This is a genomic window from Enterococcus sp. 2STP (assembly GCF_032465635.1).
Classification (GTDB): domain Bacteria; phylum Bacillota; class Bacilli; order Lactobacillales; family Enterococcaceae; genus Enterococcus_B; species Enterococcus_B lactis.
In genome coordinates this window covers 167,565-193,868 of the sequence record NZ_JAWDJH010000011.1, presented here as the reverse complement: position 1 = coordinate 193,868, position 26,304 = coordinate 167,565, and the positions used below count along the sequence as shown (strand labels likewise).

Below are 26,304 nucleotides of genomic sequence, written 5' to 3'. Positions count from 1 at the left end.
AGTGTATACAGAATAAAAAATGAATAAATTACGCTTAAAATTAGAAAAACGTTTAATTATTTAATTATCGAATATTAATGTGAGGGATGTCTCATTTTGAATGAGACAAAATTATGAAAGTGATTACAAAAGGAGGCTATCCTATACATGTAATCAAAAAGAAGGAGGCAACACAACATGGATAAACCTATTCACGTTTTCTCTGAAATAGGGAAATTAAAGACAGTTTTACTGAAACGGCCTGGACAAGAAGTGGAAAATTTGACACCAGATATTATGGATCGTCTGTTGTTCGATGATATTCCATATCTTCCGATTGCTCAAGAAGAGCATGACAACTTTGCAAAGACCTTGCAAAACGAAGGCGTCGAAACTCTTTACTTGGAAAAATTAGCAGCAGAAGCGATTGACGCAGGCAACGTCAAAGAACAATTCTTGAATAAAATGTTGGATGAATCTCACATCGCATCGAATGCAGTAAGAGATGGTCTTCATGAGTTCCTTCTATCAATGGAAACACAAGAAATGGTAGATAAAATCATGGCTGGGGTTCGTACAAAAGATATCGAAGTACGTTCTAGCAGCCTATATGATCTTTCAGCAGACGACGACTATCCATTTTACATGGACCCAATGCCAAACTTGTACTTTACACGCGACCCTTCCGCATCAATGGGAAATGGAATGACCGTCAATAAGATGACTTTTGAAGCACGTCGTCGTGAATCGATGTTTACAGAATATATTTTGAAACATCATCCAAGATTTGCCAATAAAGGGATCGAAGTATGGTTGGATCGTGAAAATCCAGATCATATCGAAGGTGGAGACGAATTAATCTTAAGCGACAAAGTAGTAGCAGTTGGGATTTCTCAACGAACTAATGCAAAAGCTTTAGAAAAATTAGCACGCCATCTATTCGCAAAAAATTCAGGATTTGAAAAAGTATTAGCAATCAAAATCCCGAACAACCGTGCAATGATGCATCTGGACACCGTATTCACAATGGTAGATCATGACAAATTCACTATCCATCCAGCAATCCAAAGTAAAGACGGTAAGATGGATGTCTTTACGATCGAACCCGATGGTGATGATATCAAGATCACTCATTCAGATAACTTACACGAAACGATGAAAGCTGCTCTTGGATTAGATGATCTTGTATTGATTCCAACTGGTAATGGGGATGAGATCGTTGCCCCTAGAGAACAATGGAATGACGGATCCAATACATTGGCAATCGCTCCAGGTGTCGTAGTCACTTACAATCGGAATTACGTATCGAACGAATTGCTTCGTAGCTATGGTATCAAAGTGTTGGAAATCAATTCAAGTGAATTGTCACGAGGTCGTGGCGGTCCACGTTGTATGAGCCAACCACTTGTCCGTGAAGACTTGAAGTAGTTTATAACCTGACGACAGTCTTACTGTCAGCTGTCGTCAGGATTTCCTCTTTAATCTTAAATAAAAACAATCTAAAGGAGAATGTTTAATATGAAAGAATCAGTATTCCAAGGAAGAAGTTTATTAGCAGAAAAAGATTTTACAAAAGAAGAGTTACAATATTTGATCGATTTTTCAGAACACTTGAAAGACTTGAAAAAACGTGGAATCCCACATCACTATCTAGAAGGAAAAAATATCGCACTTTTATTTGAAAAAACATCTACACGTACTCGTTCTGCATTTACCACTGCAGCAATCGATCTAGGCGCACATCCTGAATACCTAGGTGCAAATGACATCCAATTAGGTAAAAAAGAATCAACAGAAGATACAGCTAAAGTGTTAGGTCGTATGTTTGATGGAATCGAATTCCGTGGATTCAGTCAAAAAATGGTAGAGGAACTAGCAGAATTCTCTGGCGTTCCAGTTTGGAATGGCTTGACTGACGAATGGCATCCAACACAAATGATCGCTGACTTTTTAACTATCCAAGAAAACTTTGGAACTGTAGAAGGTATCACTGTTGCATACTGTGGAGATGGTCGTAACAATATGGCTAACTCTTTATTAGTAACAGGTGCAATTTTGGGAGCAAACATGCGTATCGTTGCACCAAAAGAATTACAACCTGAAGAAGAAATCGTCAAAATGGCAGAAGGTTTTGCTGAAAAATCAGGGGCACAATTGATGATTACCGACGATGTTGATAAAGGTGTAGACGGAGCAGACGTGCTTTATTCTGATGTATGGGTATCAATGGGTGAAGAAGATAAATTTGAAGAACGGATCAAATTGTTGAAACCTTACCAAATCAATATGGAAATGGTAGAAAAAACACACAATACAGATCGTTTGATCTTCTTGCACTGCTTACCAGCTTTCCATGATACAAACACTGTTTACGGTGAACAAATGAAAGAACGCTTTGGCATCACTGAAATGGAAGTAACAGATGAAGTCTTCCGCAGCAAATATGCTCGTCAATTTGACCAAGCAGAAAATCGTATGCATTCAATCAAAGCGATCATGGCAGCAACATTAGGTAACTTGTTTATCCCTCGCGTTTAAGCATAACCACATTCATCTCACGAAAAAACGAGTCAGCATTGAGGGAAAATCACAAAACGCTGGCTCGTTTTGTTATCTAGAAAATTCAGGAGAACTGAAGAAAGGACGAATGAAATGGCCAAACGAAAAGTAGTTGTCGCTTTAGGAGGCAATGCCATCTTGTCTACGGATGCAAGTGCAAAAGCCCAACAAGAAGCGTTAATGGAAACAGCAAAGTATTTAGTGAAATTTATCGAACAAGGAGATGAACTAATCATCTCTCACGGAAATGGTCCGCAAGTCGGCAACCTATTGATTCAGCAGCAAGCTGCTGATTCTGAGAAAACACCAGCAATGCCTTTAGATACATGTGTCGCAATGACGGAAGGGTCAATCGGCTACTGGCTCCAAAACGCGATGGGTGAAGTACTGAAGGAAAAAGGGATCGATAAAGATGTAGTTTCTTTAGTCACTCAAGTCATTGTGGATGAAAACGATCCTTCCTTCAAAAATCCAAGTAAACCAGTCGGCCCATTCTACACGGAAGAAGAAGCGAAAGAACAAATGAATGCTGATTCTACTGTGACATTCAAAGAAGACGCTGGACGTGGATGGAGAAAAGTAGTCGCTTCCCCTAAACCAATCTCGATCAAAGAAGCACGTGTCATCGAAACGCTAGTCGAACAAGGAGTTATCACGGTGTCTGTTGGCGGTGGCGGGATTCCTGTTGTAGAAACAGCGACCGGATTAGAAGGGCGAGAAGCCGTGATCGATAAAGATTTTGCTTCAGAAAAATTAGCCGAAATCATCGATGCGGATTTGCTGATCGTTTTGACAGGTGTAGACAATGTGTATGTCAATTACCAAAAACCGGATCAAAAGAAACTAGAAACTGTTACTGTTTCAGAAATGAAACAATACATTGATGAAAAACAGTTCGCTCCAGGAAGCATGCTTCCGAAAGTAGAAGCAGCCATTGCATTTGTTGAAGCAAAACCGAACGCTAAGGCAATCATCACTTCTTTAGAAAATATCGAAAATCTTTTAGCTTCTGAAGAAGGAACGATTATCGTAGCTGATTAATTTGTTAAGTCTTTCGTATTTACGAAATGATTTATAACTATCCAGGTGGTATTTCTTCTCCTTTAGGCCATCTGGATTGTTTTTTTTATTAGAAACGACTAGCCTTTCGTTTTTTTTTCTGATATAATTCAAGAAAGTTTAATAAGATTAAGATTTGTTGAACAAGAGAGTACTTGTATCATTCTTGGCTAGCGAATTCGGAAGTGGTGGAAGCCGAATGAAGGAGATACAACGAAGCGCACTTGGAGAATTCTGTTTTAAACAGACGGTCGTCTACCGATATCAGATGGAGCTGGTCCTTTTTTTAGGACAATTGGAGTGGTACCGCGGGAAATCTCGTCTCTAATGATGGCATACTAAGTATGTCGTCATTAGAGATTTTTTTTGTTGAACAAATAAGAGAGTATTTTAGGAGGAATAAAGATGAATAATAAAGATCTTGTCGCAAAAGCCGTCTATGACGTTGTCAAAGACGATTTGACACTTGAACAAGTCGAACAATTACTAGAAAATCCAAAATCAGCCGAACACGGGGATGTGGCATTTCCAGCCTTTTCATTAGCAAAAGTTTACCGAAAAGCGCCACAGCAAATCGCTGCAGATTTAGCAGAAAAAATCGACTCTGCCAACTTTGAAAAAATCGAAGTGGTTGGTCCTTACTTGAACTTTTTCATGAATAAAGAACTTATCAGCAAAAAAGTTTTGCAAACAGTAGTGAAAGAAAAAGAACATTATGGGGACAGCAATATCGGGAATCAAGGAACCGTACCGATCGATATGTCTTCTCCAAATATTGCAAAACCAATCTCAATGGGACATTTACGTTCGACAGTTATCGGTAATTCGATTGGCTTCATTATGGAAAAAATCGGATACCAGCCAATCCGCATCAATCATTTAGGTGACTGGGGCACGCAATTCGGAAAACTGATTGTTGCTTACAAAAAATGGGGTTCAGAAGAAGCGGTCAAAGCAGAGCCAATCAATGAACTGCTTCGTTTGTATGTCCAATTCCATGAAGTAGCTGAAACAGAATCGGAATTAAATGAAGAAGCTCGTGCTTGGTTCAAACGTCTAGAAGAAGGCGATGAAGAAGCTATCCAATTGTGGCAATGGTTCCGTGATGAATCGATGAAAGAATTCAACAAAATCTATGATCTACTGGAAGTACAGTTTGATTCATTGAACGGTGAAGCTTTCTATAATGACAAAATGGATGAAATCGTCGAACTTTTAGAAGAAAAACATTTGCTGAACGAAGATAAAGGTGCGGAGATCGTTGACCTTTCTGCTTACGACTTGAATCCAGCATTAATCAAGAAATCAGATGGCGCGACACTATACATCACACGTGACTTAGCTGCCGCATTGTATCGTAAACGTACCTATGACTTCAAACAATCTCTATATGTAGTAGGGAATGAACAAAGTTATCATTTCAAACAATTGAAAGCTGTCTTGAAGGAAATGGGCTTTGACTGGTCTGACGACATGCACCATATCCCATTTGGTTTGATCACACAAGGTGGTAAAAAATTATCAACTCGTAAAGGAAAAATCGTCTTACTAGAAGAAGTATTGAATGAAGCAATCCAATCTGCTAAAGAGCAGATCAGCGAGAAAAACCCTGATTTAGAAAACAAAGATGTTGTAGCTAAACAAGTAGGGGTTGGGGCAGTCATCTTCCATGATTTGAAAAACGATCGTCTCAATACATTTGACTTCAACTTAGAAGAAGTTGTTCGTTTTGAAGGAGAAACTGGACCTTATGTGCAATATACACATGCTCGTGCAGTCAGTCTGTTGGAAAAAGCAGGATTCGTCCCTTCAGAAACAGCAGACTATGCGTTGAATGACGATATCAGCTGGGAAGTAGTCAAATTGGTTCAAAAATATCCTGTAACAGTCTTATCCGCTGGGGAAAAATATGAACCTTCAGTGATTGCGAAACATGCAATCAAATTAGCACAGGCATTCAACAAATACTATGCTCATACGAAGATTTTAGCTGACGATGAACAAAAAGAAGCACGCTTAGCTTTAGTGTATGCAGTGACTGTATTATTGAAAGAAGATCTTCGTTTGCTAGGACTTCATGCCCCAGATAAGATGTAAGAAAAAAAGAATGTGAAATCAGTGTTCAGCTCCGAGTCACAAGTCACAATGTCCAACAAACATGAGAAGCTGTTTTTTGAAATTGTTCCTTGTGACTCGGAGCTGAACACCGTTTATTCGCAATAAGAGCTGTGACAAAAATATTGTCACAGCTCTTATTTTGTATAAAAGTCATTCTGGATTCTTGTCAGCGCACAAAATGTACTCTGTTAACTCCTTCAAGTTATTTACGCAAAGATCAGCACCAGCTTGTTGGAATCTAAGTGCAACAGACTGTTTTAAGCGATCTTTTTCCTCCATCTCTATTTGTTGGTATGCATCATATGAAAGTCCCATCAGCGAACTACCTTCAATCACACCTACTGTAAACACCCCAGCATTTTTCCCTTCTTGGATATCTGAGACCGTATCTCCGACTTTGATTACTTCATCAACCGACTTGTTTTTGAAATATTGTATGTTTTTATGAATCATATAAGGAAATGGTCGTCCATATCCTTCGACGTCTTCAGAAGTTGCCATGAAGTCTGGTGAATACCCTTCTTTTTTTGCGGTTTCTGCTACGATTGCCATCATAGGAGCAGTAAATCCAGTCGTGGAACCAATATTGATCCCAGCGCTTCTCAACTGTTCGATCGTTTCCAATGTGTCGGGTTTCAAGGTAGAATGCTGGGCCAAATCTTTAAACAGATAATGTTCAAATTGCTGATACAATTCTTCTACCTCTTTTTCCTGAGGTAGTTGTCCATGAATCGCTATCCATTGTTCTTTGACAGAAGGGAGGGAAAGAAGCTGTTGGATATGATCCCATTTTAATTTTCCCATCGGTTCGCGGATCTCTTTGTCAGTCAGTTGGATCCCTTTTTCTAGAAAAGCATTTCTAAAAGCGTGGACAGGAGCCATACAGCCAAAGTCCACAGTTGTTCCTGCCCAATCAAAAATTACAGTTTTAATCATTAATGTTCTCCTTATAGTCTTTGATAATTGCTGTCAGTTCTAAAATGTCTTCTGGATAAATCTCGCCAATATTACCGATACGAAAACATTCATGATCGCTGATTTTCCCAGGATAGATCACAAATCCGTTTTGTTTTAAATGCTGATAGAAATGATTGAAATCAAATCGCCAGTCTTTAGGGTAAAGAAAAGAGGTAATGAATGGCCCCTGATACTCTTGGATGAAAGGCTGGAACCCCATCTCTGTCATTTTTTGTCGTAGCACATGATTATTGGCGAGATAACGTGAATATCGAGTTTCGATCCCTCCTTCTAGCTCTAGTTCCTTCAATGCCTGTTGAAAAGCCAAAACCGTATGAGTAGGGGAAGTGAAACGCCATTTGCCATTCTCGTTTTCCATCACGCGGTACTGGTCATACAAATCAAGTGACAAACTTCGACTCGCATTTTTTCGCTTTTCTAGTTCCACTTTATTAGCAAGTACAAAAGAAAAACCTGGAACACCTTGAATACATTTATTTGAGCTAGAAATCAAAAAATCGATCCCTAGTTCCGCTACATGAATCGGTATCCCACCAAAGCTAGACATCGCATCTACTATGAACAAAAGATCTCTTTCCTGTGGGACAGCAGCAATTTCTTCCAAATCATTTAAAATACCGGAAGTAGTCTCGCTATGGACCATTGCAAGTGCGGAGATAGACGGATTCTCTTCAATCAACTGTGTAATCATATGTGCTTGGGGGATTTGGTATTCAGGTACTTCATAAACTGCATAGTTTAGTTGCAGACATTTGCACATGGCAATCATTCGTTGACCGTATGCGCCATTTGAACAAATCAGCAAAGTATCTTCTGGTCTGATCACAGAACTTAAAACAGATTCTACCCCAAAGGAGCCGCTTCCTTGCATCAAGACCGTTGTGTATAGTTTTTCCGGTACTTGAGCAAGCTCCAGCAATTTTTTTCTTATCCATTGTGTCATCTCTTTGTATTCTTGATCCCAGGTACAATGATCGGTCAGCATCGCTTTTTTCACTGTTTCAGAAGTCGTTAATGGTCCAGGCGTTAATAATTTATACATGCGATTTCCTTTCATTTCTTTTTTATTGACATACACAAAGAGCAAGACTCTGCTCTTGCTAACATCCAATATAAATGATGAGTATTGTGATTTAATCAAAGTTATGAAAAGTTTAAATAAAAACTGATGTATTTTTGTAAAGAGTGTAAAGGTTTATTTAACAAGGAAAATATTGAAAATAAAAAAACACGCATTCCTTATTAGGAACACGTGTTCTGATTAAAAAAGTGATACTTCAGTCGGATGGTGAAGAAATTCTTCTACTCGTTTTGCATCCTCCTCATTTTCTGAGATGATCATGATCGTATCAAATCCAGCAATCGTACTGACGATAGGAGGAGGCTTGATCTCATCTAAAACAGATGCAAATAAATGAGCATTGTCTGGCAAGGTATTAACGATTGTCAAAAAGTGGACTCGTTCGACTTTCAACACAATGTCTTCAATCATTTGAATCAGCCGATCCTCTTCTTCAGTCTTAGTATCAGGAGTACCTTTTTCGCGAAACAACACAAAGCGGGAAATACCGTTTTCATCAGGTGCTTTCACGATTTTCAGATCACGTATATCTCGAGAAATCGTTGCTTGCGTTGCGGTAACGCCATAATGCCCAAGTTTGTTTAATAGTTCTTCTTGCGTACGGATCGGGAATTCTTCAATGACTTGTTTAATCAGCAAATGTCTTTGAGCTTTGCGCATCTTCTTTCTCCTTTACGAAAGATTTCACATGTATCATAACAAAAAAAAGAAGGATTGCCCAATAATATTCGTCTTTTATATCTAAAATTATTTTATGGAAAAAAGAGAATAAAGAAACAAAGAGAAATCTACTGTTTTTCTTGAATTCTTTTTGTCTTTCAGGTAAACTATTGAATGTTGAGCAGAAAAGTACATTTGCTCTTGCGATACGGATCTTTTGTCTGTATAATAGCTGAGGGTGCTTTATGCATCAGCAAATCCACATTCTTATTGGATTGTCGGTAGGTGCTTGAAAAAGTTTGCCGGCAAGATAGAAGATAAGAAGAGGGAAAATAAAACCAAATCGGAGGAAACAAACATGGCAGTAATTTCTATGAAACAATTACTAGAAGCCGGCGTACACTTTGGTCACCAAACTCGTCGCTGGAACCCAAAAATGAAGAAATATATCTTCACAGAAAGAAACGGAATCTACATCATTGACTTACAAAAAACAGTTAAATTAGTAGATGCAGCTTATGATTACATGAAGAGCGTTGCTGAAGAAGGCGGCGTAGCATTATTCGTAGGTACAAAAAAACAAGCACAAGAAGCAATCAAAGAAGAAGCAACTCGTGCAGGACAATACTTCGTTAACCATCGTTGGTTAGGCGGAACATTGACAAACTGGGATACTATCCAAAAACGTATCAGCCGTTTGAAACAAATCAATGCAATGGAAGAAGATGGAACTTTTGAAGTTCTACCTAAAAAAGAAGTTGCTGGTTTGAACAAAGAACGCGAACGTCTTGAAAAATTCTTAGGCGGTATCGCTGATATGCCAAGAATCCCAGATGTAATGTACATCGTTGACCCACGTAAAGAACGTATTGCTGTTCAAGAAGCACACAAATTAAATATCCCAATCGTAGCTATGGTTGATACAAACTGCGATCCAGATGAAATCGACGTAGTAATCCCTTCAAACGACGACGCAATTCGTGCCGTTAAATTGATTACTTCAAAAATGGCTGATGCTTTCATCGAAGGAAACCAAGGTGAAGATCAAGTAGTTGAAGAAGATTTCACAGAAGAAAACACAGCAACATCAATCGAAGAAATCGTAGATGTTGTTGAAGGCGACAATTCTTCAGCAGAATAATTTTGAATGATGGAGCTGTTTCAAAGGCTGGGCGACAAGCCTCACTCTCCTTTGAAGCAGCTTTTTTTAAAAAGAACACACACAGGAGGAGTTAAACATGGCAGACGTTACAGCTAAAATGGTAAAAGAACTACGCGAAATGACTGGCGTAGGAATGATGGATGCGAAAAAAGCATTAGTTGAAGTAGAAGGCGATATGGAAAAAGCAGTTGATCTTTTACGTGAAAAAGGAATGGCAAAGGCTGCAAAGAAAAATGACCGCATTGCCGCTGAAGGATTAGCTTCAGTTGCTGTGAAAGGTAACACTGCAGCAATCGTTGAAGTAAACTCAGAAACAGACTTTGTATCTAAAAATGAAATGTTCCAAGACTTAGTAAAAGAAATCGCAGAACTTGTTGCTGAAAACAAACCAGCAGACATGGAAGCTGCAATGAAAATCAAAACAGATAAAGGAACAATTGAATCTGACTTGATCGAAGCAACTCAAGTTATCGGAGAAAAAATCAGCTTCCGTCGCTTTGAAGTTGTAGAAAAAGACGACAATGCTGCATTTGGCGGATACTTGCATATGGGTGGACGTATTGCTGTATTGACTGTTCTAGACGGAACAACAGATGAAACAGTTGCAAGAGACGTAGCTATGCACGTAGCAGCTATCAATCCTCGCTATGTAAACGAATCACAAATTCCAGAAGCTGAATTAGAACATGAAAAAACTGTTCTTACAGAACAAGCATTGAATGAAGGCAAACCAGCGAATATCGTTGAAAAAATGGTAGAAGGACGCTTGAAGAAATTCAAAGCAGAAATCGCTTTGGTTGACCAACCATTCGTTAAAGATCCTGATATGACTGTTGAAAAATACGTTGCTTCAAAAGGCGCAACTGTTAAAACATTCGTACGTTTCGAAGTTGGCGAAGGTATCGAAAAACGCGAAGATAACTTTGTAGAAGAAGTTATGAGCCAAGTGAAAAAATAATTCTGTTGAATGACAGACGGGAACGCACGCTTTGTGCGCTCCCTTTTTTTAAGCAAAACAAGAAAAACCAGGCTTAGCGTGTCGAAATCATCTAAGTATGGTAAAATGGCAATAGAAAATATTGGAGGAATGAACATGGTCACACCGAAATATCAGCGTGTAGTCTTAAAATTGAGTGGAGAAGCTTTAGCTGGGGATGCAGGATTTGGAATCAAACCACCAGTAATCAAAGAAATCATCCAAGAAATCAAAGAAGTTCACGAACTGGGCGTTGAAATGGCAATCGTTGTGGGCGGCGGAAATATCTGGCGCGGACAAATCGGAGCACAAATGGGTATGGAACGCGCTCAAGCTGATTACATGGGTATGTTAGCTACAGTTATGAATGCCTTAGCTTTACAGGATACGTTGGAAAACGTGGGTGTACCGACACGCGTGCAAACTTCGATTGAAATGCGTCAAATCGCAGAGCCATACATTCGCCGTAAAGCAGAACGTCATTTAGAAAAAGGACGGATTGTTATTTTTGCGGGCGGTACCGGCAACCCGTACTTCTCGACAGATACAACGGCAGCATTACGCGCAGCAGAAATCGGCGCAGATGTTATCCTGATGGCTAAAAACAATGTAGACGGTGTTTATTCTGCTGATCCGAAAGTAGATGCAAATGCAGTGAAATTTGAAGAACTGACTCATCTGGAAGTGATTGCTAAAGGATTACAAGTCATGGATTCAACTGCAAGTTCACTAAGCATGGATAATGACATTCCATTGCTTGTCTTCAATTTAAATGAACACGGAAATATTCGCCGGGCAATCTTAGGCGAAAATATCGGAACGACTGTAAGGGGGAAATAAAAATGGCAGATGCAATTATGACAGAAGCAAAAGAAAAAATGAAAAAAGCAGCACAAAATCTTCAACGTGAACTTGGGCAAATCCGCGCAGGCCGCGCGAATGCTAGCCTTTTGGATCGAATCACTGTGAATTATTACGGTGCACCAACTCCATTGAACCAAATGGCGTCAATCCAAATCCCAGAAGCACGTGTTTTAATGATCACGCCTTTTGACAAGAGCATTCTTCAAGATGTTGAAAAAGCTATTATGGCAAGTGATATCGGAATCAGTCCTACCAATGATGGAAATGTTATTCGTTTGGTTATCCCGCAACTGACAGAAGAACGCAGAAAAGAATTAGCTAAAGATGTGAAAAAAGAAGCAGAAAATGCAAAAATCGCGATTCGTAACATCCGTCGTGATGCGATCGACGAATATAAAAAACAACAAAAAAATGGTGACATTACCGAAGATGATTTGCGCGGACTAGAAAAAGACGTACAAACATTGACAGATAACAGCATTAAAGAAGTAGATAAGATCGCTGCTGATAAAGAAAAAGAATTATTGGAAGTTTAATAAAACCATAAAAACAGAGGGGCGGATCATTCCGCTTCCTCTGTTTTTATTTATGTTTCTTTTATTTAAAGATTAAAAAAAGAAAAAATTATTCAGTTTTTAAATAAAAAAACAATGATTTCATAGGAAAAACGTTTAGATATTGCTATAATACTTAAGATAGTGGGAATCTTTTAAGTATAGGAGGAAAAAGAATGTTACGTTTTTTTCCGCAAAAAAACAAATATATTCAAGAAAAAAGCGAATTTCAATTTAATGCCGATGGACCAATTCCTCAACACGTTGCCATCATCATGGACGGCAATGGTCGTTGGGCGCAAAACCGGCGTTTGCCAAGAGTCGCTGGTCATAAAGAAGGTATGGAAACAGTAAAGAAAGTTACAAAGAAAGCATCAAGGCTTGGAGTGAAAGTATTGACGCTTTATGCTTTTTCGACTGAAAACTGGAAGCGACCAAAAGATGAAGTAAGTTTTCTCATGCAACTACCTGTCGACTTTTTTGATACGTTCGTACCAGAATTGATCAAAGAAAACGTCAAAGTCCATGTCATGGGGTATGAGAACGTGTTACCAGAACATACGCAAGACGCTGTAAAACGTGCAATTGAGCAAACAAAAGACAATACCGGAATGGTGTTAAACTTTGCTTTGAATTACGGAAGCAGAGCAGAAATCGTGACTGCAGTCCAAAACATTGCTGAAGAAGTAGCAAAGGGAGAAATACAGGCAGAAGAAATCGATGATGAATTGATTGCCAACCATCTAATGACAGGTTTCTTGCCCAAAGAATTACAAGATCCTGAGTTGATGATCCGTACAAGCGGAGAAGAGCGGATCAGTAATTTTCTGTTATGGCAGATTGCATATAGTGAATTGTATTTTACAAAAGCACTTTGGCCTGATTTTGACGGTGCGCATCTTGAAGAAGCAATTGCCTCTTATCAAAATCGAGATCGTCGATTCGGCGGTGTAAAAAAAACAGAAAATGAGAAAGGGGATCAGTCATGAAACAACGCGTAATCACAGCAGCCGTGGCGCTTGTCTTGTTTATTCCGATTATATGGATTGGGGGCATAGCGGTTGAGCTTACCGCAGCAGTCTTAGCTGTGGTAGGAGTTTATGAGCTTTTCCGGATGAAAGGATTGACTCTCCTAAGTTTTGAAGGAGTTTTATCCGCTATTGGTGCAGTGCTCCTTGTCTTGCCAAAAGAAAGATGGTTCTTCTTTCTTCCAGAGAACGTCAGTACATTTATGCTATTTTATCTTATCGTTATGATCCTTTTAGGGACGTCAGTTATTTCTAAAAATACGTATACGATTGATGAAGCAGGTTTCCCAGTACTTGTCAGTTTGTATGTAGGAATAGGCTTCCAGAATTTCGTCAATGCACGAACAGAAAGTTTAGCTGTTTTGATTTTTGGTCTGTTTATTGTTTGGGCAACTGATATTGGTGCTTATATGGTTGGCCGTCGTTATGGACAACACAAGTTAAGTCCGGATATTTCCCCGAACAAAACGATTGAAGGCGCGTTAGGCGGGATCGGAAGTGCTGTTGTAGTCGCATTTCTTTATCTATTGTTGTATCCAGCAAAAGAACTATTCAATCATGGTATGTTTGTCATGCTTCTGATGACGATTATTTTTTCGGCAGTCGGACAATTTGGCGATTTGGTCGAATCAGCAATCAAACGCCATTATGATGTGAAAGACTCAGGAAATATCTTACCGGGCCACGGAGGAATCTTAGACCGTTTCGATAGCTTGCTGTTTGTATTCCCTATCATGCATTTATTTGGCATTATTTAGTAAGTATACCTGCGTTTCTTTGTGATTTTCATAAAAGACGCAGGTTTTTGTTTCTCATTTTATTGATACTATTGGTGTCTTAGGTATACTATGGTAAAATTATAGTGTTTTAACGTTGTTTAAAAAAACACACAAAAAACAAGTAAAGGAGAAAAAAGCTATGAAAACGATACTAACATTTATCATTGTTTTTGGTATATTAGTGATTGTTCATGAGTTTGGTCATTTCTTCTTTGCGAAACGATCAGGAATCCTCGTTCGCGAATTTGCTATCGGTATGGGGCCGAAAATTTATGGGCATCAAGCAAAAGACGGGACAACATATACGCTTCGCCTATTACCTATTGGCGGTTATGTTCGAATGGCAGGCAATGGGGATGATGAAACAGAAATGGCACCAGGTATGCCTCTTTCTCTTTTACTAAATTCTGACGGCATCGTAGAGAAGATAAATTTAAGTAAGAAAATCCAATTGACAAATGCTATCCCGATGGAATTGAGCCGTTATGATTTAGAAGATGAGCTGACTATCACTGGTTATGTGAATGGGGATGAAACAGAAGTAGTGACCTATCCTGTCGATCACGATGCGACGATTATTGAAACCGACGGAACAGAAATCAGAATTGCACCAAAAGATGTACAGTTCCAATCGGCTAAACTGTGGCAGCGTATGCTGACCAATTTTGCCGGTCCGATGAATAACTTTATCTTGGCAATCGTGTTATTCATTATTCTTGCATTCATGCAAGGCGGTGTTCAAGTGACAAATACTAATCGTGTAGGAGAGATTATCCCTAATGGTGCTGCGGCAGAAGCAGGCTTAAAAGAAAATGATAAGGTAGTTAGTGTGGACGGTAAAGAAATCCACTCTTGGAACGATTTGACAACAGTCATCACGAAAAATCCAGGTAAAACATTAGATTTTGAGATCGAACGAGAAGGTAAGATGCAATCTGTCGACGTGACACCGAAATCTGTAGAGTCAAATGGCGAAAAAGTTGGCCAACTTGGCATACAAGCCCCAATGAATACAGGTTTTATGGATAAGATCATCGGCGGAACACGTCAAGCTTTTAGCGGTTCATTAGAAATTTTCAAAGCCTTAGGTTCACTGTTTACAGGTTTTAGTTTAGATAAATTAGGCGGGCCTGTTATGATGTACCAATTGTCTTCAGAAGCAGCAAACCAAGGTGTAACAACTGTTATTGGTTTGATGGCGCTTCTTTCAATGAACCTGGGAATCGTCAATCTGCTTCCAATCCCTGCCTTAGATGGTGGGAAATTAGTGTTGAATATTTTTGAAGGGATTCGTGGGAAACCATTAAGTCAAGAAAAAGAAGGAATATTGACATTAGCTGGCTTTGGATTTTTAATGTTGTTGATGGTGCTAGTTACATGGAACGATATTCAACGATTCTTTTTCTAGAAAAAGTTGACAAATAGGGTATAATAACAAACGATAACTATTTTGAGGAAATAAAGGAGTATATAGAATGAGACAATCAAAAATGTTGATTCCAACATTACGTGAAGTTCCAAATGATGCAGAAGTATTAAGTCATCAAATCTTGCTAAGAGCTGGATATATCCGTCAAGTATCAGCGGGTATCTATTCTTATCTGCCATTAGCAAATCGTGTGTTAGAAAAGCTGAAACGTATCATGCGGGAAGAATTTGAAAAAATCGGTGCGGTAGAGATGCTGATGCCTGCCATCTTGCCAGCAGAACTTTGGGAAGAGTCAGGACGTTATGAAACATATGGCCCAAACTTGTATCGTTTCAAGGACCGTAATGATCGAAAAATGATTCTTGGACCAACTCACGAAGAAACTTTCACTGATTTGATGCGTAATGAAATCAATTCGTATAAGAAATTACCTTTGAATCTTTATCAAATCCAACCTAAGTATCGTGACGAAAAACGTCCTCGTTTTGGTTTGCTTCGCGGACGTGAGTTTATCATGAAAGATGCGTATTCTTTCCATGCAACAGAAGAAAGTTTAGACGAAACATATAAAGATTATGAAAAAGCCTATACCGAAGTCTTCAAGCGTTGCGGTTTGGAATTTCGTTCGATCATCGGAGACGGTGGCGCAATGGGCGGAAAAGACTCAAAGGAATTCATGGCGATCTCAGAGATTGGGGAGGATACGATCTGTTATTCGACTGAAAGTGATTATGCTGCAAACTTGGAGATGGCTACAAGCTACTATGTATCAAAAAAATCGCATGAAACACAGCTTGAATTAGAGAAAGTAGCTACACCTAACGTAAAATCAATTGATGAAGTAGCAGATTTCTTTTCTGTTGAACCTCAAAAAATTATCAAGTCTGTATTGTTCATTGCGGATGAACAACCTGTCCTTGTTTTGGTACGCGGAGACCATGAAGTCAATGACGTAAAACTGAAAAACTATCTATCTGCTGACTTTTTAGAAGAAGCGACGGAAGAAGAAGCACAAAAATATCTAGGTGCTGAGTTTGGTTCTGTCGGACCAATCGGTGTTTCAGATGACGTAAAAGTATATGCAGACCGTTATGTCCAAGATTTAGCGAATGCCATTACTGGAGCGAACGAAACAGGATTCCACTATAAAAATGTGAATCCAGAACGCGATTTCACTGTGCTTTCTTATGAAGATCTTCGTTTTGTACAAGAAGGCGATCCTTCACCAGACAACAACGGTGTTCTTGCCTTTACACGAGGAATCGAAATCGGACATATCTTCAAAATTGGCACTCGTTACAGTGAATCTATGGGAGCAACCGTTCTAGACGAAAACGGACGGGAAAAATTTGTGATTATGGGCTGTTATGGTATCGGTGTGAGCCGTTTATTATCAGCAATCGTAGAACAACATTCAGATGAACAAGGAATCAATTGGCCAAAAGGAATTGCGCCATTTGATCTGCATATCGTCCAAATGAATCTAAAAGACGAATACCAAACAAACTTGACGAATGAACTAGAAGAAGCGATGACAAAAGCTGGCTATGAAGTACTGGTTGATGACAGAAATGAACGCGCAGGAGTGAAATTCGCGGATTCTGATTTGATTGGCTGTCCAATCAGAATTACTGTCGGTAAAAAAGCAGTGGATGGAATCGTAGAAGTGAAAATCAAGAAAACTGGCGAAATGGTTGAAGTACGTAAAGAAGAATTGGCGAATACTTTACCAATCCTCTTGAACCAAGGCGAATAATAAGCGTTAAAACACAGAAAAGTAAGATAGCTGGATCAGCTGTTTTTGACAACCTGATGTTTCGCTTTTAAAATTGGAACTGTGATGTGAATCACAGTTCCAATTTTTTAATGTAAAACTCAGAAAAAACGAGTATACTAAAAGGTACTGAAAAAGAAGAGGATACGATGTAATCAATTGCATAGTTTCTCATCAGAAAGGGCGTATATCTTTGTCAGAAAAACGAGATTTATTTGAAAAACTGTTGGAACAAATCCAACTAGAGGAAGCAGAAAAAAATCATCCACTGCTTACTGCTGGTGAAATGGATAGTGTAGTAGTCCATCGTAAATCGCGTTTATGGGAATTTACGCTGCATTTTTCTAAAATTTTGCCTATTATGCTGTATCGGTCATTGGCTCAGCATCTGACTGTCGCTTTTAAAGAGATTGCACAAGTCAAATTGAACATCTTAGCAGATGACCAGACATTCGATGAACAGCTCTTGCAAGATTACTGGGCCCAAGCTTTGGAAAATCAGCAATGCGATACACCACTAGCACAGCAAGTATTGAAAACGCAAGTACCTGTGATAAAAGATCGTAAAGTCATCTTGCCAATCGACAGTACAGGGGCTATTTCATATTTGAAACAGCAATACTTACCATTAGTAGAAGAGTTGTTCGTCAGTTACGGATTCCCGAAATTTCGTATCGAACCAGAAGTGGATGAGCAGCAAGCGGAACGTGTATTGAAACTTTTTGAAGAACGTAAACATGAACAGGCAGAAGCCTTTATGAAGCAAGCAGCTGAAAGTCTAGTTGTTCATGAGCAAAAGAAAAAAGAAAGAAAAGAACAGTCACCAGCTCTTGAAGGACCCATCCAGCTAGGACGAAATATTCCAGCAGATGAGCCCACAACACCAATGATCAATATCGTCGAAGAAGAACGGCGAGTCACTCTTGAAGGGTATGTGTTCGATAAAGAAGTCAGAGAACTACGCTCAAAACGCAAGATCTTGACTTTGAAAATCACAGATTATACTTCATCATTTATCGTCAAAAAATTCTCAAACGGCGAAAAAGATGAACAGATATTTGATGCGATCAGTGTCGGCAGTTGGCTAAAGGTACGTGGAAGTATCCAAGAAGATACGTTTGTCCGTGATTTGGTCATGAATGCCCAAGATATCGTTGAAGTCAAACATACCCCTCGTAAAGATTATGCTCCTGAAGGGGAAAAACGGGTAGAACTTCATGTTCACAGCAATATGAGTACGATGGATGCAACGAATAGCATTTCTGATCTGGTGGCACAAGCAGGAAAATGGGGACACCGTGCCATCGCCATTACAGACCATGGTGGCGCACAAGCCTTTCCAGAAGCTCATAGTGCCGGGAAAAAAGCAGGCGTGAAAATCTTATACGGTGTGGAAGCGAATGTCGTAGATGATGGTGTACCTATTGCTTATAATGATGCGCATGAAGCATTGAACGAAGCCACATATGTCGTATTTGACGTGGAAACGACAGGATTGTCTGCGGTATACGATACCATCATCGAGCTCGCTGCAGTCAAAATGTACAAAGGAAATGTGATCGAAAGCTTTGATGAATTTATCGATCCAGGACATCCTTTATCCCGAACAACGGTGGATTTGACAGGTATTACGGATGAAATGGTTCGAGGATCGAAGTCAGAAGAAGAAGTCTTGCGGATGTTCCTTGAATTTTCAAAAGGTACAATTCTGGTAGCCCACAACGCGGCTTTTGATATGGGATTCTTGAATACTAGCTACGCAAGATATGGCATTCCTGAAGCAGCCAATCCAGTTATTGATACCTTAGAATTAGCCAGATATCTATATCCGCAATTCAAACGTTTCGGATTAGGTGTGTTATCCAAAAAATTTGGTGTCAGCTTGGAACAGCATCACCGAGCAATCTATGATGCTGAAGCAACAGGTCATTTAGCTTGGATCTTTGTGAAAGAGGCAATGGACAATCATCACATGCTTTATCATGATCAGCTAAATGAGCATATCGGAGAAGGAGATTCTTACAAACGAGCCCGACCTTTCCATGTAACGATTTTAGCAAAGAATCAGGCAGGACTGAAAGATTTGTTCAAACTGATTTCAATGTCGAATGTCGAATACTTCGAACGTGTCCCGCGAATACCACGCTCCCAATTGAAAAAGATGCGGGAAAATCTATTGATCGGCTCAGCTTGTGATAAGGGAGAAATCTTCGAAGCCATGATGCAAAAAGGGGTAGAAGAGGCAAGAAACCGAGCAAAATTCTACGATTATATTGAAGTTATGCCAAAAGCAGTCTATGCACCTTTGATCGAGCAAGAATTGGTAAAAAATGAACATGATTTGGAAGAAATTATCCAAAACTTAGTAGAAATCGGAAAAAGTTTGGATAAAATCGTTGTTGCAACAGGCAACGTTCATTATCTCAACGAAGAAGATGCCATTTACCGAAAAATTTTGATCAATTCTATGGGCGGAGCGAATCCGTTGAATCGTCATAGTTTGCCAGATGTCCATTTCCGAACAACCGATGAGATGCTCACCGCTTTTCACTTTTTGGGGGAAGAAACAGCAAAAGAGATCGTAGTGGATAATACGAATAAAATCGCAGATATCTGCGAAGAAGTGATTCCAGTCAAAGATGAGCTTTATACACCGAAGATTCCAGGTTCAGAAGATGAGATATCAGAATTGAGTTACACAAAAGCAAAACAAATGTACGGAGATCCGTTACCTGAAATTATCCAAAAACGATTAGAAAAAGAGTTGAATTCTATTAATGGTAATGGCTTCTCGGTTATTTATCTGATCGCCCAAAAACTTGTGCATAAAAGTAATGAAGATGGCTATCTAGTAGGTTCACGTGGCTCTGTTGGCTCTAGCTTTGTTGCAACGATGACTGGGATCACTGAAGTGAATCCTTTAGCTCCCCATTATTACTGTCCAGAGTGCCAATATTCCGAGTTCTTTGAAGATGGCACGTACGGTTCTGGATTTGATATGCCAGAAAAACAATGTCCAAAATGTGGTGCACGCTTAAATAAAGATGGTCATGATATCCCATTTGAGACATTTTTAGGATTCCATGGAGACAAAGTGCCCGATATTGATTTGAATTTCTCAGGTGATTATCAAGCAGAAGCACATAACTATACGAAAGTATTGTTTGGTGAAGACTATGTTTACCGTGCCGGAACGATTGGTACAGTCGCCGATAAAACAGCATATGGGTATGTAAAAGGTTATGAAAGGGACAATAATCTGCAGTTTCGAAGTGCAGAAGTCGACAGATTGGCAAAGGGTGCAACAGGAGTCAAACGGACAACTGGTCAGCATCCTGGGGGGATTATCGTTATTCCAGATTATATGGATGTCTACGATTTTACGCCGATCCAATATCCAGCAGACGATCAAAATTCGGAATGGAAAACGACCCATTTTGATTTCCACTCAATTCACGATAATGTATTGAAATTGGATATTCTAGGACACGATGACCCAACTGTTATACGGATGCTTCAAGATTTATCAGGGATTGATCCACAAACGATTCCCACAGATGACCCGGAAGTGATGCGGATATTTGCTGGCCCTGAAGTACTAGGGGTAACCCAGGAACAGATTTATTCTAAAACAGGAACATTAGGTATTCCAGAATTCGGCACTCGTTTTGTTCGAGGAATGCTAGAAGAAACACATCCTACAACTTTTGCAGAACTACTTCAAATATCCGGACTATCTCATGGTACAGATGTATGGTTAGGAAATGCCGAAGAATTGATTCGACGTGGGGATGCGACATTGGCGGAAGTAATCGGCTGTCGTGATGATATCATGGTTTATTTGATTCATGCTGGGTTAGACAGCGGGATGGCATTTAAGATCATGGAAACTGTTCGTAAAGGGCAATGGAACAAGATTCCTGATGAATTGAGAGAAACCTATCTATCCGCGATGAAAGAAAATAATGTGCCTGATTGGTATATCGATTCTTGTTCAAAGATCAAGTATATGTTTCCGAAAGCCCATGCTGCAGCTTATGTATTGATGGCTCTTCGTGTTGCTTATTTCAAAGTATATTTCCCTATTTTGTATTACTGTGCATACTTTTCTGTACGTGCAGATGATTTTGATCTAGTCTCCATGTGCAAAGGAAAAGATGCTGTGAAGCAAGCAATGAAAGAAATCACGGACAAAGGGCTAGATGCTTCCGTAAAAGAAAAAAATCAGCTGACCGTGCTAGAGTTAGCCAATGAAATGTTAGAACGAGGATACAAATTTGGGATGATCGATCTGTACAAATCGGATGCAGTTAATTTTGTTATCGAAGGAGATACGTTGATTGCGCCATTTAGAGCTGTCCCTAGTTTGGGAACCAATGTAGCAAAACAAATCGTTGAGGCAAGAAAAGATGGTCCATTTTTATCTAAAGAAGATCTTGCTACTCGCGGGAAAGTTTCAAAAACATTGATCGAATATATGAACGATAATGGTGTATTGAAGGATTTACCAGACGAAAACCAATTATCGTTATTCGATATGTTATAAGCATCTGTTATCTTGTCTGCTTGTAATTTTAAGCAGAGTATGGTATAGTTTTTATAGGTAATGATACTAACTGTGAGTGAGCGGATTTTTCGCTCACTCTTTTTAATGGAATTACGCACTTAATTTTTAAGGAGGCGAAACTTTTGAGTAGCGTCGTTGAAACAGTCACGGAAATGGTGACACCGATTTTAGATGAACAACATTTTGAACTTGTCGAAGTCGAATTTGTAAAAGAAGGAAAAAGCTGGTTCTTACGAGTATTTATTGACAAAGAAGGCGGAATCGATATCGAAGAATGTGCCTTTGTCAGTGAGAAACTGAGCGAAAAACTTGATGCAGCAGATCCAGATCCGATTCCTCAAGCTTATTTCCTGGAGGTATCCTCCCCTGGAGCAGAGCGGCCATTGAAAAAAGAAAGCGACTATGAAAAGGCACTTGGCGATTATGTCCATGTCTCCTTATACCAACCAGTAGATGGCGAAAAACAATACGAAGGATTTCTTCAATCATTTGATGCTGAACAGCTTACATTGAAAATACGCATAAAAACACGAGAAAAAGAATTGACTTTTGACCGAAAAAATATTGCAAAAGCTCGCTTAGCTATCCAATTTTAATCACGGAGAGGAATCAGAAAAAATGAGTAAAGAAATGTTAAATGCGTTAGACGCTTTAGAAGCTGAAAAAGGGATCTCAAAAGAAATCGTGATCGATGCTTTAGAAGCAGCATTGGTTTCTGCATACAAACGCCACTATGGCCAAGCACAAAATGTCGAAGTGGAATTTGATCAGAAAAAAGGAAAGATCCATGTCTATGCAGTAAAAGAAGTAACGGAAGAAGTGATGGATTCACAGTTGGAAGTCTCATTGAAAGATGCACTTTTGATTAATCCAGCATATGAGATCGGTGATACGATTCGTTTTGAAGTCACACCAAAAGATTTTGGGCGGATCGCTGCGCAAACAGCTAAACAAGTTATCTTGCAGCGTGTACGTGAAGCAGAAAGAACGATCATTTATAACGAATTCAGTGCTTATGAAAAAGACATCATGCAAGGAATCGTCGAACGTCAGGATAAACGTTATATTTATGTCAACCTTGGCAAAATAGAAGCAGTTCTTTCTAAACAAGATCAAATGCCAAACGAATTTTACCAACCTCACGATCGTATCAAAGTCTATGTTTCTAGAGTAGAAAATACGTCTAAAGGTCCGCAAGTATTTGTTAGCCGCAGCCATCCGGATCTATTGCGTCGCTTATTTGAGCAAGAAGTCCCAGAAGTTTATGATGGAATCGTTGAAATCGTCAGCATTGCTCGTGAAGCCGGCGATCGATCAAAAGTAGCTGTCCGTTCAAACGATCAGAACATCGACGCAGTCGGTACATGTGTTGGACCAAAAGGACAACGTGTCCAAGCAATCGTCAATGAATTAAAAGGCGAAAACATGGATATCGTTGAATGGAATGAAGACCCAGCTGTATTCATTGCAAATGCATTGAATCCTGCACAAGTCATGGATGTGATTTTTGATGAAACCAATCCTAAAGCTTGCACAGTAGTCGTTCCAGACTATCAATTATCGTTAGCAATCGGTAAACGTGGACAAAACGCACGTTTAGCTGCTAAATTGACTAACCATAAAATCGATATCAAATCAGAATCTGATATGGCGGAATTTTATGAAAAACAAGAACAACAAAACGAAACAGAAGAATTGCATGACGAAGCAATCGTTCAGTCAGATTTGACAGACGATGAGTATGAAACAATTGCGTTCAATAATGAAACGGTCGAAGAAAAGCCAGAAGCTTAACTTTAGTAAGGAGGCAAAGAGATGAAACAAAGGAAAATTCCTTTACGCAAATCCGTGGTTTCAGGTGAAATGAAACCTAAAAAAGAGATGGTCCGAATCACCCGTTCAAAAGAAGGGGAAGTATCGATCGATCCAACTGGAAAAATGCCTGGACGAGGAGCGTATGTCTCACTTGAGCCGGAAGAAGTACAACAAGCTTGGGATAAAAAAATTCTCGATCGAGTACTTGAAACAACTTTAACAGATGAGTTTTATCAAGAACTACTTGACTATGTCACTCACCAAAAAGCACGTAAAGAGTTATTTGGAAAATGAACACAGTCAATCGGCAAAAAGCCATGAATCTCATGGGTCTGGCGATGCGCGCGGGAAAACTGATCACGGGCGAAGAACTGACCATTGCTGAAATCCGCAAACAAAAAGCAAAATTGGTGTTTGTGGCAACAGATGCAAGTGAGAATACAAGAAAAAAGATAAAAGATAAGAGTTCATACTATGAAGTTCCTTGCTTTGAGCTATTTTCTGAAGCAGAAATCACGCAGATGATCGGAAAACCTCGCAAGGTATTCGGAATAATGGATGCCGGATTTGCGAAGAAGACCAAGGAGCTAATTGAAGGTTAGGAAGGTGATTGCATGGGCAATAAAAGAATCTATGAATTAGCAAAAGAACTCAAAAAATCTAGTAAAGATGTCGTGGAAAAAGCACAACAACTTGGCATCGATGTGAAAAACCATATGGGTGCGATTACTAGCAGTGATGAGAAGAAATTGCAACAAGCGTTCAAAAACCCAAGCACGAAACAACAAGCTGCACAACAAGCAAGCAGAAAACCAGCCAATCAACAGCCGAACGATCAACGTAAAAAAGAAGCAACAAATAATCAACAAAAAAATAAAAATAACCGCAGTTATCAAGATCGCGGTCAAGGGAGCGGTCAAGTGAATCAAGGAAAAAAACCAACAACAAACCAAAATAATACGGGGAATACTAGCAGTCAAAATCGTCCAGGAACGAGCCAAGGCGGCAATCAAAACCGTACCAACAACAAACCAAACAATAACAATCGCGGCAAATTTAATAATAACAACCGTAATCGTTATAATAAAAAGGGTAAAAAAGGCAAACAGCAACAATCAACTAAGCCAGCTGTACCACCACGCAAATTCCGTGAATTGCCAGATGTATTAGAGTATACTGAAGGCATGAACGTAGCAGACATCGCGAAAAAAATTCATCGTGAGCCAGCAGAAATCATTAAAAAATTATTTATGCTTGGCGTCATGGTCAATCAAAACCAAGCACTGGATAAAGATACGATTGAACTGTTAGCCACGGACTATGGTATGGAACCACAAGAAAAAGTCCAAGTTGATATTGCAGATATCGATAAATTCTTCGAGTCAGAAGAAGTTGATCCAGACAAATTAGTCTCACGTCCGCCAGTAGTAACGATTATGGGACACGTAGACCACGGGAAAACAACCTTATTGGATACATTGCGCCATTCACGTGTAACAAGCGGCGAAGCCGGCGGAATCACACAGCATATCGGTGCCTATCAGATTGATATTGATGGCAAACCAATCACTTTCTTGGATACACCAGGACATGCGGCCTTTACAAGTATGCGTGCACGTGGAGCAAGTATCACAGATATCACGATTTTAGTTGTCGCTGCAGATGACGGTGTCATGCCGCAAACCGTTGAAGCAATCAACCATGCCAAAGCAGCAGGCGTTCCAATTATCGTCGCTGTAAACAAAATTGATAAACCAGGTGCAAACCCTCAACATGTTATGCAAGAATTAAGTGAGTATGAGTTAATTCCTGAAGCATGGGGTGGCGAAACGATCTTTGTTGAGATCTCAGCGAAATTCGGCCAAAACATCGAAGAATTGCTGGAAATGATCCTGTTAGTCGCAGAAGTAGAAGATTTAAAAGCAGATCCAACACAACGCGCAATCGGAACAGTGATCGAAGCACGTCTTGATAAAGGTAAAGGTCCTGTGTCAACCTTACTTGTCCAAGAAGGAACACTTCATGTGGGTGACCCAATCGTTGTCGGTAATACTTACGGACGTGTCCGTGTAATGACAAACGATCTTGGCCGTCGCGATAAAGAAGCAGGACCTGCAACGCCAGTAGAAATCACTGGCTTGAATGATGTACCTCAAGCAGGTGACCGTTTCGTAGTCTTCGAAGACGAAAAGACAGCACGTGCAGCGGGTGAAGAACGCGCAAAACGTGCATTATTGGAAAACCGTGCTGCAAGCAGCCGTGTAACCTTGGACAACTTGTTTGAAAGCTTGAAAGAAGGCGAGTTGAAAGAAGTTAACGTCATTATCAAAGCCGACGTTCAAGGTTCAGCAGAAGCATTAGCTGCCTCGCTGAAAAAAATCGAAGTTGAAGGCGTACGTGTGAAAATCGTCCATTCAGCGGTAGGTGCAATCAATGAAAGTGACGTAACACTTGCAGCAGCAAGTAATGCAATCATCATTGGATTTAACGTCCGTCCTACACCTCAAGCAAAAGCGCAAGCAGAAGCTGAAGAAGTAGACATTCGTTTACACCGTATCATTTACAAAGCTATTGATGAAATCGAAACAGCGATGAAAGGAATGCTAGATCCTGAATTTGAAGAAAAAATCACTGGTCAAATGATTGTACGTGAAACATTCAAAGTATCCAAAGTCGGCACGATCGCTGGTGCTTATGTAACAGAAGGCTATATCCGCAGAGACAGCGGTGTCCGTGTGATCCGTGACGGTATCGTTATCTACGAAGGCCAATTGGCAAGTTTGAAACGTTTCAAAGATGACGTAAAAGAAGTCAAAATGGGCTATGAATGCGGTGCTATGATTGAAAAATTCAATGACATCAAAGTAGATGACGTAATTGAAGGATTTATCATGGAAGAAGTCAAAAATGACTAAAAACTGA

The 26,304-nt window shown here is 39.6% G+C and carries 22 protein-coding genes; 19 read left to right on the top strand and 3 right to left on the bottom strand.

The genetic code is table 11. The features are described from left to right. Positions 1-177 precede the first annotated feature (177 nt). The 5 genes from arcA to argS all read left to right on the top strand — a co-directional run bounded on the left by arcA (position 178) and on the right by argS (position 5,694). On the top strand, positions 178-1,407 hold the full coding sequence (arcA, locus tag RWU19_RS03895) for an arginine deiminase (RefSeq protein ID WP_002308888.1): 1,230 nt from the start codon (positions 178-180) through the stop codon (positions 1,405-1,407). A 90-nt stretch (positions 1,408-1,497) separates the two neighbouring features. After that, positions 1,498-2,517 carry an ornithine carbamoyltransferase gene (gene argF / locus RWU19_RS03890; RefSeq protein ID WP_002288437.1) on the top strand — a complete coding sequence of 340 codons (1,020 nt, stop codon included), beginning with the start codon at positions 1,498-1,500 and terminating at the stop codon, positions 2,515-2,517. Positions 2,518-2,631: 114 nt separating this feature from the next. Next, a complete protein-coding gene (gene arcC, locus RWU19_RS03885) occupies positions 2,632-3,579 on the top strand; it encodes a carbamate kinase (protein ID WP_002313642.1) in 948 nt (315 codons plus the stop codon). A gap of 217 nt (positions 3,580-3,796) precedes the next feature. Then, positions 3,797-3,925 carry a hypothetical protein gene (locus tag RWU19_RS03880; RefSeq protein ID WP_257973276.1) on the top strand — a complete coding sequence of 43 codons (129 nt, stop codon included), beginning with the start codon at positions 3,797-3,799 and terminating at the stop codon, positions 3,923-3,925. Between the two features lie 77 nt (positions 3,926-4,002). Then, positions 4,003-5,694, top strand: coding sequence for an arginine--tRNA ligase (argS, locus tag RWU19_RS03875; protein WP_123837873.1), 1,692 nt, complete (start codon positions 4,003-4,005; stop codon positions 5,692-5,694). 171 nt (positions 5,695-5,865) lie between these two features. On the opposite strand, the gene phnX is transcribed toward argS, so the two are convergent. The 3 genes from phnX to RWU19_RS03860 form a co-directional block, all read right to left on the bottom strand. Continuing rightward, positions 5,866-6,651: a phosphonoacetaldehyde hydrolase gene (phnX, locus tag RWU19_RS03870; protein ID WP_010718143.1), complete on the bottom strand. Its 786-nt coding sequence runs from the start codon at positions 6,649-6,651 to the stop codon at positions 5,866-5,868. Further along, positions 6,644-7,735 carry a 2-aminoethylphosphonate--pyruvate transaminase gene (gene phnW, locus RWU19_RS03865; RefSeq protein WP_123837872.1) on the bottom strand — a complete coding sequence of 364 codons (1,092 nt, stop codon included), beginning with the start codon at positions 7,733-7,735 and terminating at the stop codon, positions 6,644-6,646. Before phnW ends, phnX begins: the two co-directional genes overlap by 8 nt. A gap of 219 nt (positions 7,736-7,954) precedes the next feature. After that, complete coding sequence (locus tag RWU19_RS03860) at positions 7,955-8,434, bottom strand: arginine repressor (protein WP_002316352.1); 480 nt, start codon at positions 8,432-8,434, stop codon at positions 7,955-7,957. Positions 8,435-8,792: 358 nt separating this feature from the next. On the opposite strand from RWU19_RS03860, the gene rpsB reads away from it, so the two are divergent. From rpsB to infB, 14 genes are all read left to right on the top strand, one after another. Then, positions 8,793-9,575, top strand: a complete 783-nt coding sequence (rpsB, locus tag RWU19_RS03855; RefSeq protein WP_002293880.1) for a 30S ribosomal protein S2 — start codon at positions 8,793-8,795, stop codon at positions 9,573-9,575. 97 nt (positions 9,576-9,672) lie between these two features. Beyond that, positions 9,673-10,554: a translation elongation factor Ts gene (tsf, locus tag RWU19_RS03850; RefSeq protein WP_002293878.1), complete on the top strand. Its 882-nt coding sequence runs from the start codon at positions 9,673-9,675 to the stop codon at positions 10,552-10,554. A 135-nt stretch (positions 10,555-10,689) separates the two neighbouring features. Then, positions 10,690-11,412 carry a UMP kinase gene (gene pyrH, locus RWU19_RS03845; protein ID WP_002293877.1) on the top strand — a complete coding sequence of 241 codons (723 nt, stop codon included), beginning with the start codon at positions 10,690-10,692 and terminating at the stop codon, positions 11,410-11,412. 2 nt (positions 11,413-11,414) lie between these two features. Further along, positions 11,415-11,972, top strand: coding sequence for a ribosome recycling factor (gene frr, locus RWU19_RS03840; RefSeq protein ID WP_002293875.1), 558 nt, complete (start codon positions 11,415-11,417; stop codon positions 11,970-11,972). Between the two features lie 194 nt (positions 11,973-12,166). Then, complete coding sequence (locus RWU19_RS03835) at positions 12,167-12,979, top strand: isoprenyl transferase (RefSeq protein WP_123837871.1); 813 nt, start codon at positions 12,167-12,169, stop codon at positions 12,977-12,979. After that, positions 12,976-13,776: a phosphatidate cytidylyltransferase gene (locus RWU19_RS03830; protein WP_002308898.1), complete on the top strand. Its 801-nt coding sequence runs from the start codon at positions 12,976-12,978 to the stop codon at positions 13,774-13,776. Before RWU19_RS03835 ends, RWU19_RS03830 begins: the two co-directional genes overlap by 4 nt. Before the next feature lie 160 nt (positions 13,777-13,936). Further along, positions 13,937-15,205, top strand: coding sequence for an RIP metalloprotease RseP (rseP, locus tag RWU19_RS03825; RefSeq protein ID WP_002338823.1), 1,269 nt, complete (start codon positions 13,937-13,939; stop codon positions 15,203-15,205). A 67-nt stretch (positions 15,206-15,272) separates the two neighbouring features. Next, on the top strand, positions 15,273-16,982 hold the full coding sequence (locus tag RWU19_RS03820) for a proline--tRNA ligase (RefSeq protein ID WP_002314809.1): 1,710 nt from the start codon (positions 15,273-15,275) through the stop codon (positions 16,980-16,982). Positions 16,983-17,193: 211 nt separating this feature from the next. Continuing rightward, entirely contained in the window at positions 17,194-21,546 is a 4,353-nt protein-coding gene (locus RWU19_RS03815) for a PolC-type DNA polymerase III (protein ID WP_123837870.1), read from the top strand. Between the two features lie 143 nt (positions 21,547-21,689). Continuing rightward, positions 21,690-22,163, top strand: coding sequence for a ribosome maturation factor RimP (rimP, locus tag RWU19_RS03810; protein WP_002308902.1), 474 nt, complete (start codon positions 21,690-21,692; stop codon positions 22,161-22,163). Between the two features lie 22 nt (positions 22,164-22,185). Further along, a complete protein-coding gene (nusA, locus tag RWU19_RS03805; protein WP_002329343.1) occupies positions 22,186-23,361 on the top strand; it encodes a transcription termination factor NusA in 1,176 nt (391 codons plus the stop codon). A gap of 21 nt (positions 23,362-23,382) precedes the next feature. Then, the gene (gene rnpM / locus RWU19_RS03800) at positions 23,383-23,676 is read left to right on the top strand and encodes an RNase P modulator RnpM (protein WP_002288501.1); all 294 of its coding nucleotides are present in this window, start codon (positions 23,383-23,385) and stop codon (positions 23,674-23,676) included. Continuing rightward, positions 23,673-23,984, top strand: coding sequence for a YlxQ-related RNA-binding protein (locus RWU19_RS03795; protein ID WP_002314812.1), 312 nt, complete (start codon positions 23,673-23,675; stop codon positions 23,982-23,984). The genes rnpM and RWU19_RS03795 overlap by 4 nt, the downstream gene beginning before the upstream one ends. A 12-nt stretch (positions 23,985-23,996) precedes the next feature. Further along, positions 23,997-26,297 carry a translation initiation factor IF-2 gene (gene infB / locus RWU19_RS03790; RefSeq protein WP_002314813.1) on the top strand — a complete coding sequence of 767 codons (2,301 nt, stop codon included), beginning with the start codon at positions 23,997-23,999 and terminating at the stop codon, positions 26,295-26,297. The last annotated feature ends 7 nt before the right edge of the window (positions 26,298-26,304 follow it).